The following is a 15,723-nucleotide window of genomic DNA, read 5'->3' as shown; positions in this document are numbered from 1 at the left end:
ATACCTCGGGATCGCCACCGCCGCCAGGATGCCCAGAATCACGATGACCATGACCAGCTCGATGAGTGTAAAACCTTTTGGGGTCTTTACCATGTTTGTTTCCTCCTTAAGTTTTTTATTGGGTCAATAATTCAAATTAAATATTCAATAACTGTTTCAGGCTACCAGTTCTCATATCCTTTCGTGGACGATCTCACCTCCCCTCGCCTACTATCGTACAGAAACGGATTGCCGTATGCATCCACCTTGTTACCCTCCGCATCTACGGCATTCTTCATCAAGTAACTTTCCTTATAAAATGAACCGGTGTAGATATCGGACCCCACGCGCCCCGGTAACATTACCTTCTTTTCGATCATCTCCCTGAGGTTTGCCGGATTTCTGGTATTCAGCATTTTAAAAAGCCTGATACTGGTCCGAATGTTGGCCAGCTCTGTCCTGAGGGCCGCTTCCTGGGCCTCGCGGGCCACTCGCTGATATTTCGGAATCACAACGCCGATCAGAATGCCAATAAGGAAAAGCGTGATGACAGCATCAATGATCGTGAGCCCTTTTGCATTCTTGAACCAGGTCCTCACGCTGCCTCCGAGACGGCCTGTAACAAAGTATAGCCTCTTTGTAATGTAGTGTCAAAGTATATTTTTGTTCAAAACCATTAAAGATAGCCCCACGTAAACACGCAGGGGAAAAACCTTTACAAGGTGTGACCGAAAATGGATGTCGGCTTGTCGTTCAGTGCTTGAACAGACTCATCAGGTTCCACATGGGCAGGAATATCCCCAATGCCAGGAACAGTACCATGCCGCCGACAAAGAGAAGCAGTACCGGCTCGATCATGGTCGCCAGGTTGCGGAGGGTATACTCCACGTCCATGTCGTAGTAATCTGAGACCTTGTTCAACATGGTGTCGAGTTGCCCCGTTTCCTCGCCCACCGACATCATCTGGATCACCATCGGAGGAAAAAGCCCTGAGGCCTCCATCGGAGGGGTCAGCCCCTTGCCGTCCCGGAGACTGTCGCTCATGGTCTCCACCGACCGGGCGATCACCACATTGCCCACCGTCTCGCCCGCGATCTCGAGCGTCAGCATCATGGAGATGCCGCTCTTCTGCATGGCGCTGAATATGCGCGCGAACCGCGAGAGCGCCACTTTTTGAAAAAGGAGGCCAAACACCGGCAGCTTGAGCTTCAGCCGGTCCCACTGCCATCTGCCCCCCGGTGTGCCCAGATACCCTATCACCCCCCATACAAGCAGGGCGATACTGATAAGGATGATGTACCAGTAATTCTGGACCACGTAGTTGATGCTGATCAGTATGCGCGTGGGCAGCGGCAATGCGGTTTTAAACTGGGCAAAGATCGACGCGAATTTCGGGATCACGAAGGTGACGAGGAATGCAAATGCAAGGGAGATGGCGACCACGACGATCAGAGGATACCGTACCGCTGCTTTCACCCGCGCGCGGGTCTCGGCTTCGTGCTCGGCAAGGAGCGCCAGCCGATTCAGGATCTCATCGAGAATACCGGCAGTCTCCCCTGCCCTGATCAGGCTTACGTACAGCTTGCTGAATATCTTTGGCTGCCGGGCCAGGGCATCGGAGAACGAACTGCCGCCCTCAATATCACGCCGGGCCTGGGAGATCGCGGCTTTCAGCCGTGGATTTTCCGACTGCCGTTCGAGCGTTACCAGGCCCTGGATAAAGGGGATGCCCGCGCTCATGAGCGTGGCAAGCTGCCTGCTGAAAATAATGAGGTCCTGCGGCTTGATCTTGCCGAACACTGCGCCAAGGTCGAACCCCGAGGTCCGCGCCGGTCCCTGCTCCTCGATCATCACCGGGATGAATCCCATGCCCGAGAGCTGGTCCGCCACCCCATCCTTGCGCGCAGCCTCCATCGTACCGGTGCGAAGCGCTCCGTCTTTATCCCTGGCTCTATACTGATACAGCGGCATGTACGAATCTCCACATCATGCGTCAGACTTCAGACTACTGAGGACAAACGAAACTACTCAGGTTGTCAGGTTCACGGTTCAAGTCATTCGACTTTCGCTCATGATGGTGAGCATGAGTCGAACCAGTTCAAGATTAAGGCTGAATAAACTACACCGGAATTTTGAACCTTTTATACATCATTTTGAAATTCGTTCATCGATGTCTACTCTTCAAATCGACCGCTCATCACGGCTTTCCAACCGTGAACCGTGAACCTGGAACTTTGAACCTGAATTGTTAAACGTTATCACAAAAAAACGAATTCCGCAACAATACAAAATAAAATCATTGACAAATCCGGCTTTCTGGGGTATCTTTCCTAGAGTTATCGAGTAAACCTGACCAAAAACTCCGTGTTATTGCAAAACCCAGCACAATAATAACCAGGTAAAAACACAGCATACCGTTTACACAGAAAGGTCTTTTTATCACGTAAGCAAACCGCCGACAGATGGTCTGACGGAACCAGCCTCCTTGCAAAAAACCAACAGAACGCCATACACAACGCTTACATATGACAACCACAGGAGCAGTATAACCCACCTCTCACCAGGTACAGACCGCGCACGCCCCGGCAAACCGCGGGCCAAGGAGCAAAAACCATGAATTTAGTAGAATTGAAGGGAAAGAACATCGCCGAATTGACCGAGATGGCGAACGACCTCAAGGTCGAAGGTGTCAGCGGTCTGCGAAAACAGGAGCTGATCTTCGCCATCCTGCAGGCGCAGACGGAAAAGAACGGCATGATCTTCGGGGAAGGCGTGCTCGAGATCCTGCCCGACGGCTTCGGCTTCCTTCGGGCGCCCGATTATAACTATCTCCCCGGTCCCGACGATATCTACGTATCGCCCTCCCAGATAAGAAGGTTCAACATCCGGACCGGGGACACGGTCTCCGGCCAGATACGGCCGCCGAAAGAGGGCGAACGTTATTTCGCGCTCCTCAAGGTCGACGCCATCAACTACGAGGACCCCGAAATATCCCGAAGCAAGATCCTTTTCGACAACCTCACTCCCTACTACCCTGAAAAAAAGATAAAGCTTGAAACGATCCCGACGGAATATACCACGCGCGCCATAGACCTGGTGACGCCTATCGGCATGGGTCAGCGCGGCATGATCGTGGCCCCTCCCCGGACCGGCAAGACCATGCTGCTCCAGTCAATCGCCAAAGCGATACTGAAGAACCATAAAGACATCAAGCTCATCGTGCTGCTGATCGACGAGCGGCCCGAGGAAGTCACGGACTGGCAGCGCCAGGTCAAGGCCGAGATCATCAGCTCCACTTTTGATGAGCCGCCCCAGAGGCACGTGCAGGTCGCGGACATGGTCATCGAGCGGGCCAAGCGGCTTGTTGAGCACAAGAAGGACGTCGTGATCCTGCTTGACAGCGTCACCCGTCTCGCGCGGGCGCACAACGCGATCATCCCGGCGTCGGGCAAGGTGCTTTCCGGCGGTCTGGACGCCAATGCGCTCCAGAGGCCCAAGCGGTTCTTCGGCGCGGCCCGGAGCATCGAAGGGGGCGGCGGCAGCCTCACCATCCTGGCAACGGCGCTCGTGGACACGGGAAGCCGCATGGACGATGTGATCTTCGAGGAATTCAAAGGCACCGGCAACATGGAGCTCCATCTCGACCGGAAGCTGGTCGAAAAACGCGTGTTCCCGGCGATCGACATCAACGCGTCCGGCACCCGCAAGGAAGAACTGCTCGTGGACAAGGACGATCTGAACCGCATGTGGATCCTCAGAAAGGTCCTGAACCCGCTCTCCACCGTGGAGAGCATGGAGTTCCTGCTCGAGAAGCTCAAACAGAACAAAACGAACAGGGATTTCCTTGACTCGATGAACAAATGATTTTCCCCCGATAGGGGAAACCGTCATTTTTTTACCGTCATTTTTTTACTTGTATTTTTATGTATTTTGGTATATTATTCCGACCTTACCGTAACCTTGGATGATGCGGCAAGACTTGGAAACCAAATTAGGACAGTTGTGGCTTCATAAGAATAATCAGGAGGAGTTGAACCATGAAACAGGGAATTCACCCGGACTACAAGCTGTCGGCGGTCCACTGCGCCTGCGGCGAAGCATACGAGACCCGGTCCACCAAACCGAGTATCAGGCTTGACATCTGCTCGGTCTGCCACCCCTTCTTCACCGGCAAACAGAAGCTCATCGATACCGAAGGCCGCATCGACAAGTTCCGGAAAAAATACACCAAGGCATAACTGGACAAGTCCCACTCAGAGCGGGATAACGGTCACGATGCCCGTTTCGTCAGGCGGTGACGTCATCGTGTTTTTGTCGCTCCGTTGCCGCATGACGCTTAACGATACGGGCCTCGTCACCGCAAGGCGTTATTTTCACTTCTTCATTTGACGAGGTTCTGGATTTGTCTGAGAAAATAACCATAGGCGGCCAGGCGGTGCTCGAGGGCGTGATGATGCGCTCGCCGCGCGCTTTTACCGTGGCCGTACGCAAAGGCGGTAAGCCCGACGCCGGGATCGTGGTCTTCAAGCAGGAGCTCAAGCCGCTCGGCGAACGGTTCCCGATCTTGAAGATAAAGATCATCCGGGGTTCGGCGGCGCTGTTTGAAGCGCTGTGGCTCGGCATCCGGGCGCTCAATTTCTCGGCGAACGAGGCGATCGAAAGCGAAGACGGAAAAAAAGAAGAGATCGGGTCCCTTGCCATGGCCGGTACCATGGTCGTGGCGCTGGCCTTTTCCCTCGGCATCTTCCTGGCGCTCCCCCTCCTGCTGACCAACCTGCTCGGCTCGTATTACGACACGGTCAATAAGAACAGCCTCGTGTTCAACCTTACGGACGGTGTTCTCCGGGTAGGGCTGTTTCTGGGATATGTTTCCGGCATCTCGTTCATGAAAGACATCCGGCGGGTCTTCGAATACCACGGCGCGGAGCATAAGTCCATCGCCGCCTATGAATCCGGGAAAGAACTCACGGTCGAGAACGCGCGGCAGTACTCCTGCATCCACCCTCGCTGCGGCACAAGCTTCCTGATCGCGGTCATGGTGCTTTCCATTCTCCTGTTCTCGCTCATTCCGGGCAGTTGGCCCCTCTGGGCAAAAGGTCTTTCGCGGATCGTCCTGCTGCCGTTGATCGCGGGGCTGGGATATGAATTCATCAAGTACAGCGCGAAGCAGTGCGGGAACCCTCTGATCAAAACCCTGATGCTGCCCGGACTCTGGCTTCAGCGCCTCACGACGCGAGAGCCGTCGGATGACCAGATAGAGGTCGCCATCAGGGCGCTGAATGAGGCCCTCGCGATGGAACCCCGCTGAAGCGGGGTTTTTTGTTTCCGGATTAAATACCTTTCACCACAAAGGCACAAAGACACTAAGAAAAAAATATTTTAAGGCTTCTCTTCGTGACTTGGTGCCTTTGTGGTAAATGCCTTTACTTATTATGTTCAAAAAATTAGAAGCAGTTGCGGAAAAATATGACGAGCTGACCAGGCTCCTGTCCGATCCCGTCGTCGCTGCCGACCACCTGCAATACCAGAAGTACTCCAAGGAGCGGTCGGACATCGAGGACGTGGTAAGCCACTACCGTGCCTACCGGGCCCTGGTAAAGCAGGTCCATGAGGCCGGGGAGATCACCAACGACAAGCAGTCGGACCCCGAGCTGCGCGCAATGGCCGAGGCCGAGCTCAGGGAACTCACGCTGAAAAGCGAGCGCCTGGAACAGGAACTCCGGCTCATGCTCGTGCCCAGGGATCCGCGGGACGACAGGAATATCTTCCTCGAGATCCGCGCCGGCGCGGGCGGCGACGAAGCGGGGCTTTTCGCGGCCGAGCTGTTCCGCATGTATTCCCGCTATGCGGAGAAGAAGCGCTGGCAGGTCACCCTTCTGGACATGAGCACCACCGGCGTCGGCGGCGCAAAGGAGGTCATCGCCCAGATCCAGGGCAAGGGAGTGTACAGCAGGCTTAAATACGAGAGCGGCGTGCACCGGGTCCAGCGTGTGCCTACAACCGAATCCAGCGGCAGGATACACACCTCCACGGTGACCGTGGCCGTGCTGCCCGAAGTCGACGACGTTGAAGTGAACATCGAGCAGAAGGACCTGCGCATCGATACCTACTGCTCATCCGGTCCCGGCGGGCAAAGTGTGAACACCACCTACTCCGCCGTCAGGATCACCCACATCCCCACCGGCGAGGTGGTCGCGTGCCAGGACGAGCGATCGCAGCTCAAGAACCGCATCAAGGCCATGAAGATCCTGAAGGCCCGGCTGCTGGAGAAGGAGCGGGCCAGGCAGGACGCCGAAACAGCCCAGGACCGCAGGTCACAGGTCGGCTCCGGAGAACGCAGTGAAAAGATCCGGACCTACAACTTTCCGCAAACCCGCGTAACGGACCACCGCATCGGGATGTCGCTGTACCGGCTCGATTCCGTTATGGACGGCGACATCGACGAGTTCATCGACGGCCTGACCGCGGCGGCGAACGCGGAGCGGCTGAAAAATCTTTGAGTGCAGCGGGGAATTCGGAGTGCGGAATGCGACGTGAAAATCAAACACCCAATATTCCAAATTCCGCACGCTACGCTCCGTACTGGGAACAAGTGACCATCATCGAAGCCATACTCAACGCGACAAACCGGTTATCCGCAGCTGGCGTAACCCATGCCCGGCTCGACGCTGAAGTGCTTCTCGCTCATATCATCAAGAAAGACCGCGTCTGGCTCATCACCCATCGAGACGATATGCTCGATGATAGAGCTCGGCGGGATTTTGACGAAGCGATCCGACGCAGAACAAAGCGCGAACCGCTTCAGCATATCATCGGCAACCAGGAATTCTGGGGCCTTGAGTTCACGGTCACGCCTGACGTGCTCATCCCCAGGCCCGAGACCGAACTCATCGTTGAAGCGGCACTCGCGCTCGTCCAGGACCGGAACAGTCCGGTCAGGATCGTTGATCTCTGCACCGGCTCAGGCTGTATTGCCGTGAGCCTGGCGAAAGAACTGGCCTCTGCCCGCGTTATCGCGACCGATGCGTCTGAGAAGGCCCTTGCAGTTGCCAGAGAAAATGCCCGTCATCATGGCGTGGCAAATCGCATCCGATTTCTTGAGGGCGACCTTTTCGAACCGCTGGAAGAGCTGGACATTCGCGGGCACATTGATATCATGGTATCGAATCCGCCCTATGTTCGGACAGGCGACCTGCCCACACTCCAGCCCGAGGTGAGAGAGTACGAGCCTGCCATGGCGCTTATTGCCGGTCACGAGGGCACGGAGATCGCGATGAGGATCATAAGGAACGCGACCGGGTATCTGAAGAAGAGCGGCGCGCTCATTATGGAAATGGGACTGGGTCAGGCAGAGGCGCTCACGCGGATGATTGAAACAACCGGCGCATACGACAAACCCGGGGTCCTGAAGGACCTGGCGGGAATCGAAAGAGTGATCGTGGCAAGAAAGGCATAAGAGCCAGGTTCAAAGTTTCAGGTTCACGGTTCAGGGTTGGATAATCATGAACCCCGTTTGACGTTTATTCAGCCTAAACCATAAACCTTGAACCGTGAACCTGACAACCTGAGTAAATACCATGAAATCAATATACATCAACGGCGGAAAAAAACTGAGCGGCGAAGTCTTCATCAGCGGGGCCAAGAATGCCGCCCTGCCGATCCTTGCGGCAGCGCTTCTCTGTGAAGGAAAACACCGGATAGCGAATGTCCCGCGCCTGGCCGATGTAACGACCTTCGGCAGGATCCTCCAGAACATGGGGGTGTCCTTCGAGCGGCAGGGCGGTGATGTCCTGATCGATTCCACGGCATTGGCGAATCCCGAGGCGCCCTACGATCTTGTGCGGACCATGCGGGCATCGGTCCTGGTGCTCGGGCCGCTTGTGGCGCGCATGGGCAGGGCGCGCGTGTCGCTGCCCGGCGGATGCGCCATCGGAGCCCGGCCGATCAACCTGCACCTCATGGGCCTGGAAAAGCTCGGCGCGACCGTCGAGATCGAACACGGCTATGTCGTGGCCGGCGCGAAGAAGCTTCGCGGCGCGCATATTTATTTCGACACCGTGACCGTGACCGGCACCGAGAACATCATGATGGCCGCCTCGCTCGCGGAGGGGGAAACGGTCCTCGAGAACGCAGCGCGGGAGCCCGAGATCGTGGACCTCGCGAACGCCCTTGTCCGGATGGGCGCGAAGATCGAGGGAGCGGGCACGGACATCATCAGGATACAGGGTGTCGAGAAGCTTCATGCCCTGGACTACACCGTCATGCCGGACAGGATCGAGACCGGGACCTTCGTGATCGCCGCGGCCATAACCAGCGGAACGGTCGTGATCAAAAACTGTTTTCCCGGCCATCTCGATGCCGTGCTCGCGAAAGTATCCGAGACAGGGGCACTGATAAAGACCGATGACAGCACGATCCAGGTCACTGGTCAGCGCGTGATCAAACCCGTGAACGTCACCACCCTGGAGTATCCCGGATTTCCCACGGACATGCAGGCGCAGATCATGAGCCTGGTGTCCCTGGCGGAAGGCACGAGCGTCATCAACGAAACCATCTTCGAGAACCGTTTCACGCATGTGGCGGAACTCCGGAGAATGGGGGCCGACATCCAGACCGACGGACGCACCGCGATCATCAAGGGAGTACCGAAGCTTTCCGCGGCGCCGGTGATGGCGACGGACCTGCGCGCAAGCGCCTCGCTCATCCTCGCCGGCCTCGCCGCCGAAGGACAGACCGTGATATCGCGCATATACCATTTGGACCGGGGATATGATAATATTGAGCAGAAGCTCTCGGCGCTGGGGGCGGACATTAAGAGAGTGTAAGCCGATTGCGGATTGCAGATTGCGGAATGCGGATTTAAAATCCGAAATCCGAAATTAAAGAGGTTGTATGAAGATCATCGACTCACAGCAAAAAGACATCGTCGCTGAACTCAAGCGGATCATCAACCGCGGCGAGACCGCGACTGAGGAAGTCGCCATTGTCGTGAAAGAGGTCGTCGAGCGCGTTCGCAAGCATGGAGACCCCGCGGTGCTCGAATACACCGAGAAGTTCGACCGGGTGACCCTCGCGCTCAAGGACCTCAAGATTTCTCCCGAGGAGATCAGGAATGCCTATACCAACGTCGAAACAAAGAAGGTGGACGCGCTGAAGCTCGCGGCGCAGAACATCCGCGCCTTCCATGAAAAACAGAAGATCAGCTCCTGGGTCAGCCAGGAGGCCGACGGTGTTATCCTCGGCCAGCTCGCGCGGCCGATCCAGTGTGCCGGTGTCTATGTGCCCGGCGGCAAGGCGTGCTACCCCTCTACGGTGCTCATGAATGTGATCCCGGCCAGGGTAGCCGGTGTGGAGCATCTGGTGATGTGCTCTCCCGTGCCGGGTGGTACCATGAACCCGTACATCCTCGTTGCCGCTGATATCGCGGGTGTGAGCGAGATCTACAAGATCGGCGGCGCGCAGGCGATCGCGGCCATGGCCTACGGCACTGCCACGATCCCCAAGGTGGACAAGATCGTGGGACCGGGCAATATCTATGTGGCCACAGCCAAACGGTACGTCTTCGGCCAGGTGGACATCGACATGATCGCAGGGCCGAGCGAGATCCTAGTCATCGCCGACCAATCGGCAAACCCGGAGTTCGTTGCCTCGGACCTGCTGTCGCAGGCGGAGCACGATGAACTGGCATCCTCGATCCTCGTCACCACCTCGCGTGAGCTTGCGGAAAAAACGGATGCCGAGGTCGAGCGTCAGCTTGCTAACCTGGGCAGGAAAGAGATCGCCCGCAAGGCCATCGACCGGTTCGGCGTGATCGTGATCGTGGGCGACCTGCAGGAGGCTGCCGCGGTTTCCAACTCCATCGCGCCGGAACATCTGGAGCTTGCTGTTGAGAAGCCGTTTGAGCTCCTTGCGCTGATCAAGAACGCGGGCGCCATCTTCCTCGGCCACTACACGCCGGAGTCGGTGGGCGACTATATCGCCGGCCCGAACCACGTGCTCCCCACGGGCGGCACGGCCCGGTTCTTTTCGCCCCTGTCCACGGACAGCTTCATGAAAAAATCCAGCCTTATCTTCTATACAAAAGAGGGCCTGGACAAGGTGGGCGAAGCCGTGATGCAGATCGCGGACGTGGAAGGGCTGGAGGCGCACGGGAATACCATCCGGGTGAGGATGGCGAAGAAATAATTATTGGAAATTGGAAGTTGGAAATTTCAAATTTAAAATTTTCAACCTTCACTTTCCAATTACTTGCGTCAGGAATAATAGCATGAGGAGGCCACATGCCTGTAAAATCCAAAAAGTCGTCGCCGAAAGAAACTGCTCTCGCAAGTCAAAAGCTCAAGCTCGGCCTGCCCAAGGGGAGCCTGCAGGAAGCAACCTTCAAGCTCTTCGACAAGGCAGGGTACCGCGTACAGGTCAGTTCGCGCAGCTACTACCCGACCATCGATGACCCGAACATCGACTGCACCCTGGTCCGGGCGCAGGAGATGGCGCGCTATGTTGATATCGGCATCTTCGATGTCGGCCTCACGGGCAAGGACTGGATCCTCGAGCAGAATGCCGATGTGGTCGAGGTCGCCGAGCTTCGCTATGCCAAGGGAGGCCTTAACCCGGTGCGCTGGGTCGTGGCCGTGCCCGAGGATTCAAAGATCAAAACGCTCAAGGACCTGAAGGGCAAACGCATCGCCACCGAGCTCGTGGGTTATACAAAGCGTTACCTTAAGTCCCGGGGAGTCACTGCCGAGATCGAATTCTCCTGGGGCGCCACGGAGGTGAAGCCTCCCCGCCTCGCCGATGCGATCGTGGAGCTCACCGAGACCGGCAGCTCGCTCCGCGCGAACAATCTTCGCATCGTTGAAGTGATGCTCGAGTCCACCACGCGGCTCATCGCAAACAAGAAGGCGTGGAGCGATCCATGGAAGCGGAAGAAAATCGAGAACATGGCCATGCTGCTCCAGGGCGCGCTGTCTGCCGAGGAAAAGGTCGGGCTCAAGATGAACGCCCCCAAGAAGAACCTGAAGGAGATTTGCGGCCTTCTGCCCTCCATGCACGCGCCGACGATCTCGCATCAGACCGATCCCGAGTGGGTAAGCCTGGAAGTGATCCTGGACGAAAAGCAGGCGCGCGACCTGATCCCCCGGCTCAAACGCCGCGGCGCATCGGGAATCGTGGAGTATCCCCTGAACAAGGTCATTGCGTAATGACACGACCAACTGAGGCGGCCAAACGGCCGCCTCAGTTGTTTTAACATAATTTTCGCTTGTACATCGCGCGTGATTCTTGTATATTCCCCCTATCATGAGAACGAAATCACCGAAAACAAAAGACATCGTGACCCTTATCAGGCCCCAGGTGCGCAAGCTTGCGGCGTACCACGTCGACGAAACGCCCGTTCGCATCAAGCTCGACGCCATGGAGAACCCCTTCCCTCTGCCCGATGCGCTCCGTCGCGAGATCGCCGCCGTTGTCAGGAATACGAAGATCAACCTCTATCCTGATCCGTCGGCCAAAAAGCTCAAGAAGGCCATCGCTGCGATGTGGGGGATAAAGCCTGAACAGATGATCCTCGGCAACGGTTCGGACGAACTGATCCAGGCGGTCATCCTCGCCTTCGGCGGCCCCGTACTGGCCCCGGCGCCGACCTTTGCCATGTACGAGATCACCTCCCGCGCGCTCGCGCAGAGCGTAGTCACGGTACCGCTCGACAACAACTTTGACCTCGACGCGAACCTGGTGCTCAAGAAGGCAAAAGAGCGCAAAGCGAAAGTGATCTTCCTTGCCTGCCCGAACAATCCTACGGGAAACCGTTTCTCGGACACGGAGATCAGGAATATCCTGGAGCATGCCGATGCCGCGGTTGTGATCGATGAAGCGTATTATAGTTTTTCCGGCAAGACCTGGCTGCCGCTCCTGAAAAAACATCCCAATATGATCATACTCAGGACGCTTTCGAAGATCGGATTTGCCGGGCTTCGCATCGGCGTACTGACTGCCTCGCAAAACATCATCGATGAACTGAATAAGATCAGGCTTCCGTATAATATCAACAGCCTGTCCCAGGCGGTTGCGATAACCGCTCTCGAACACCAGGACGTCATCGAACGCCAGATTTCCCTGTTGATTTTGGAGCGGAAAAGATTATATAATGCGTTGTCGAAGTTTCCGGGCGTCACCGCCTATCCATCAGAGACCAATTTCATCATGATCAGGACTGCTGCGGACGCATCGCGAATTCATCAGAAGCTCAAGCAGGCCGGCATCCTTATCAAGAATTTGAACAAACCAGGACCGCTCAAGAACTGCCTTCGGGTGACCATCGGGACGCCGGCAGAGAACAAGGAGTTTCTGAAGACGCTGAAACTAATTTTGACTGCGAATCAGCAATAACACATTCGTAAAAAGTCGTCTTACCCGCGAACGCGGGTATCCAGGGCTCAAGCCATTGCCCACAAAGACTGGATTCCCGTTTTCACGGGAATGACGGGAGAAGAAGGAGTAGTAAATGCGACGCAAAGCGACTATCGAACGCAAGACCAAAGAGACGGACATCAGGATTTCCCTGGACCTTGACGGGACCGGCAAGTACGGCATCAAGACCTCGGTGCCGTTCATGGACCACATGTTCTCGCACATAGCCAAACACGGCTTCTTCGACCTTGCGATCAAGGCAAAAGGCGATATTGAGATCGACGATCACCACACCGTGGAGGATCTCGGCATCGCCTTCGGCCAGGCGCTCAAGAAGGCGCTCGGGGACAGCAAGGGCATCCGGCGGTACGGCGAAGCGACCGTACCCATGGACGAGGCGCTCGCGCAGGTGGTCATGGACCTCTCCGGCAGGCCGTATCTTGTGTACCAGCTGGACCTGCCGAAGAAATACAAGCTCAAGGACTTCGATCCCGGACTTGCCGAGGACTTCTTCCGCTCTGTTGCCAATCACGCAGGCATGAACCTCCATATCCGCATTTTATATGGCCGCGATGTCCATCACATGCTCGAAGGCATCTTCAAGGCCTTCGGCCGCGCCCTGGACCAGGCCACGAGCCTCGATCCGAGGATCAAGGGCGTGCTCTCAACAAAAGGGAAAATCTAATTATTCACCACAGAGGACTCGGAGGTTTGACAGAGTTCACAGCGTAGATATTTGACCGCTTCACCTCTGTGCCCTCTGTGGTTAAGGTCTTTTATGATCGCTATTATTGATTACGGAATGGGCAATCTCAGGAGCGTCCAGAAGGGCTTTGAACACACAGGCCATGAGGCCGTAGTCACGAGCGACGCGAAGACGATCCTGAATGCGAACAAGGTAGTTCTGCCCGGCGTGGGCGCGTTCCCTGATTGCATGAAGAATCTGGAGCAATACGGCCTCATCGACGCGGTGAAGAAGAGCGTCAGCGTCGGCAAACCTTTTCTCGGCATCTGCCTTGGCCTCCAGCTCCTGTTCACGGAAAGCGAAGAGTTCGGAATATCGAAGGGTCTGGACATCATCAAGGGCCGCGTCGTTCGCTTCAAAGGCCCTGCATTCGACACTCCGCATGAAGCCTGCCCTCGAACGTCTCAATCGGGGGAACTCGGCACTTTGAAGGTCCCGCACATGGGCTGGAACTCACTTACCTTCAAGAGGCGGCCGCCTGCGTTAACAGACGTTCCCGAGAACAGCCATGTCTACTTCGTGCATTCATTCCATGTCGTACCGGAGGACAAGGGCGTGATCGCGACCACCACCCCATACGGCATCGAGTTCGTCTCGAGCATCTGGAAGGACAATATCCTTGCGGTCCAGTTCCACCCGGAGAAAAGCCAGGCGCTGGGGTTGTCGATCCTGAAAAGATTCGGAGAACAGAAAACATAACATCCACCACGGAGACACAGAGACACGGAGAAGAGCAATACAGATCTATAATTTTTCTCTGCGCCCTCTGCGGTAAATAGGTTTTGAGGTTTTCATGTTAATCATTCCCGCCATAGACTTGAAAGAAGGCAAGTGCGTCCGCCTTGAACAGGGTCTCATGGACAAGGCCACGGTCTATTCCGACGATCCCGCGACCACGGCAAAGCACTGGGAGTCGCAGGGCGCGGAGATACTCCATGTCGTGGACCTGGACGGCGCTTTTGCAGGCGTACCGAAAAACCTCGATGCCATCAAAGCGATACGCGCCGCCATCAAGATCGCGATTGAGGTCGGCGGCGGCATCCGTGACATGGCCACGATCAGCGCCCTCGTCTCGATCGGCATAGACCGCATCATTCTCGGCACTGCCGCGATCGAGAACCCCGCCTTTGTGCAGGAAGCCTGTAATGCGTTCCCGGGAAAGATCATCGTCGGAATTGACGCCAAAGACGGCATGGTGGCAATCAAAGGATGGGCGGAGGTCACGAAGGTGCAGGCAATCGACCTCGCAAAACAAATGCAGGCGTATGGCGTCATCGCCGTCATTTACACGGACATCAAGCGCGACGGCATGCTGTCGGGCCCGAACATCGAGGCCACGCAGGCGCTTGCAAGGGCGCTCCATATCCCGGTCATTGCCTCCGGCGGCGTCCACACGATGAAGGATATTGAACAACTTCTTACGGTGCGGCACTCCGGTGTAAGCGGCGTGATCACCGGCAAAGCCATATACAGCGGATCGCTTGATCTCAAGGAAGCCATAACGTTTGTGAAGATGAATGATAATCAGTGCTCAAGGTAAAAGCAGGTTTCTCGCAGAGACGCAGAGCTCGCAGAGAAAGGCAGTACCAAAGATCTATAAGTATTTTTTGTATGTAAAACTTAAAAGTTTTTTGTAGTACTCTGCGGCCTCCGCGCCTCCGCGAGAGAAGGTTTTTCATGATTTTTTTAATTTGTGGAGTTTTTTTTCAGTTATGTTAACCAAACGCATCATACCCTGCCTTGATGTAAAAGCGGGACGAGTGGTAAAGGGCGTCAGCTTCGTTAACCTTCGCGACGCCGGGGATCCGGTCGAGATCGCGAAAGTGTACGACGAACAGGGTGCCGACGAACTCACGTTCCTTGACATCACCGCATCGCACGAGGAGCGCGGCATCATCCTCGACATCGTGCGCCGCACGGCGGAGCAGGTGTTCATGCCCCTTACCGTGGGCGGAGGTATCAAGGTCCTCGACGATATCCGCAACCTCCTGCTCGCCGGGTGCGACAAGGTATCGATCAACACCACGGCGGTCCACGATCCGGAGTTCATCAAGGCCGCGTCCATGCGTTTCGGCAGCCAGTGCATCGTGGTCGCCATCGACGCAAAGCAGGTTGTTGCCCACGACAAGGACTTCAAACCCCCGCTCAAATGGGCCGATGACCCCCGGTACGCAGCATTGTTTCTGTCTCAATCCGCACTCCACACTCCGCATTCCGCACTCAAATGGGAGGTCTACACCCACGGCGGCAGAAGACCCATGGGCATTGATGCCGTAGCGTGGGCAAAGAAGATGGAAGAGTACGGGGCGGGTGAGATCCTGCTCACAAGCATGGATCAGGATGGTCAGAAAAATGGTTACGACCTGGCGCTGACGCGGGCTGTAGCCGAGGCGGTCACCATTCCCGTCATCGCATCCGGTGGCGTGGGGAATCTGGAACACATCTACGACGGTTTTACAAAAGGCAAAGCCGATGCCGCGCTCGCTGCGTCGATCTTTCATTTCAGGGAATATACCATCAGGCAGGCAAAGGAATATTTACAGAAGCGCGGTGTGCCCGTGCGGTTGTAGGCCAATGTGCCTCACAACAAA

At 56.2% G+C, this 15,723-nt stretch carries 15 protein-coding genes and 1 pseudogene; 13 read left to right on the top strand and 3 right to left on the bottom strand.

Annotated elements, in window-relative coordinates; translation table 11 throughout:
- The 3 genes and pseudogenes from M0R70_11140 to M0R70_11130 all read right to left on the bottom strand — a co-directional run bounded on the left by M0R70_11140 (window position 1) and on the right by M0R70_11130 (window position 1,950).
- Window positions 1–93, bottom strand: a pseudogene (locus tag M0R70_11140) (prepilin-type N-terminal cleavage/methylation domain-containing protein).
- Window positions 94–161: 68 nt separating this feature from the next.
- Window positions 162–578: a hypothetical protein gene (locus M0R70_11135; protein ID MCK9419920.1), complete on the bottom strand. Its 417-nt coding sequence runs from the start codon at window positions 576–578 to the stop codon at window positions 162–164.
- 154 nt (window positions 579–732) lie between these two features.
- Window positions 733–1,950: a type II secretion system F family protein gene (locus M0R70_11130; protein ID MCK9419919.1), complete on the bottom strand. Its 1,218-nt coding sequence runs from the start codon at window positions 1,948–1,950 to the stop codon at window positions 733–735.
- 642 nt (window positions 1,951–2,592) lie between these two features.
- Here M0R70_11130 and rho point away from each other — a divergent pair.
- From rho to hisF, 13 genes are all read left to right on the top strand, one after another.
- On the top strand, window positions 2,593–3,843 hold the full coding sequence (rho, locus tag M0R70_11125; protein MCK9419918.1) for a transcription termination factor Rho: 1,251 nt from the start codon (window positions 2,593–2,595) through the stop codon (window positions 3,841–3,843).
- Between the two features lie 173 nt (window positions 3,844–4,016).
- Complete coding sequence (gene rpmE / locus M0R70_11120) at window positions 4,017–4,217, top strand: 50S ribosomal protein L31 (GenBank protein MCK9419917.1); 201 nt, start codon at window positions 4,017–4,019, stop codon at window positions 4,215–4,217.
- 212 nt (window positions 4,218–4,429) lie between these two features.
- Window positions 4,430–5,287: a DUF1385 domain-containing protein gene (locus M0R70_11115; protein MCK9419916.1), complete on the top strand. Its 858-nt coding sequence runs from the start codon at window positions 4,430–4,432 to the stop codon at window positions 5,285–5,287.
- 124 nt (window positions 5,288–5,411) lie between these two features.
- Window positions 5,412–6,479 carry a peptide chain release factor 1 gene (gene prfA, locus M0R70_11110; protein ID MCK9419915.1) on the top strand — a complete coding sequence of 356 codons (1,068 nt, stop codon included), beginning with the start codon at window positions 5,412–5,414 and terminating at the stop codon, window positions 6,477–6,479.
- 26 nt (window positions 6,480–6,505) lie between these two features.
- Window positions 6,506–7,435 carry a peptide chain release factor N(5)-glutamine methyltransferase gene (prmC, locus tag M0R70_11105; protein MCK9419914.1) on the top strand — a complete coding sequence of 310 codons (930 nt, stop codon included), beginning with the start codon at window positions 6,506–6,508 and terminating at the stop codon, window positions 7,433–7,435.
- 121 nt (window positions 7,436–7,556) lie between these two features.
- Window positions 7,557–8,804 (top strand): UDP-N-acetylglucosamine 1-carboxyvinyltransferase, encoded by a 1,248-nt coding sequence (murA, locus tag M0R70_11100; protein MCK9419913.1) that lies wholly within the window; start codon window positions 7,557–7,559, stop codon window positions 8,802–8,804.
- Between the two features lie 67 nt (window positions 8,805–8,871).
- Complete coding sequence (hisD, locus tag M0R70_11095) at window positions 8,872–10,164, top strand: histidinol dehydrogenase (GenBank protein ID MCK9419912.1); 1,293 nt, start codon at window positions 8,872–8,874, stop codon at window positions 10,162–10,164.
- A gap of 95 nt (window positions 10,165–10,259) precedes the next feature.
- The gene (gene hisG, locus M0R70_11090; GenBank protein ID MCK9419911.1) at window positions 10,260–11,180 is read left to right on the top strand and encodes an ATP phosphoribosyltransferase; all 921 of its coding nucleotides are present in this window, start codon (window positions 10,260–10,262) and stop codon (window positions 11,178–11,180) included.
- A gap of 97 nt (window positions 11,181–11,277) precedes the next feature.
- Entirely contained in the window at window positions 11,278–12,366 is a 1,089-nt protein-coding gene (gene hisC, locus M0R70_11085) for a histidinol-phosphate transaminase (GenBank protein MCK9419910.1), read from the top strand.
- A gap of 115 nt (window positions 12,367–12,481) precedes the next feature.
- Complete coding sequence (gene hisB / locus M0R70_11080; protein ID MCK9419909.1) at window positions 12,482–13,072, top strand: imidazoleglycerol-phosphate dehydratase HisB; 591 nt, start codon at window positions 12,482–12,484, stop codon at window positions 13,070–13,072.
- A 93-nt stretch (window positions 13,073–13,165) separates the two neighbouring features.
- Window positions 13,166–13,831, top strand: a complete 666-nt coding sequence (gene hisH, locus M0R70_11075; GenBank protein ID MCK9419908.1) for an imidazole glycerol phosphate synthase subunit HisH — start codon at window positions 13,166–13,168, stop codon at window positions 13,829–13,831.
- Window positions 13,832–13,925: 94 nt separating this feature from the next.
- Window positions 13,926–14,672, top strand: coding sequence for a 1-(5-phosphoribosyl)-5-[(5-phosphoribosylamino)methylideneamino]imidazole-4-carboxamide isomerase (gene hisA, locus M0R70_11070; GenBank protein ID MCK9419907.1), 747 nt, complete (start codon window positions 13,926–13,928; stop codon window positions 14,670–14,672).
- 172 nt (window positions 14,673–14,844) lie between these two features.
- Window positions 14,845–15,702, top strand: coding sequence for an imidazole glycerol phosphate synthase subunit HisF (gene hisF / locus M0R70_11065; protein MCK9419906.1), 858 nt, complete (start codon window positions 14,845–14,847; stop codon window positions 15,700–15,702).
- The last annotated feature ends 21 nt before the right edge of the window (window positions 15,703–15,723 follow it).

The organism is Nitrospirota bacterium (genome assembly GCA_023229435.1).
GTDB lineage: Bacteria > Nitrospirota > UBA9217 > UBA9217 > UBA9217 > JALNZF01.
Note: the sequence above shows the minus strand (reverse complement) of the source record. Positions and strands in the feature narration are given on the sequence as shown.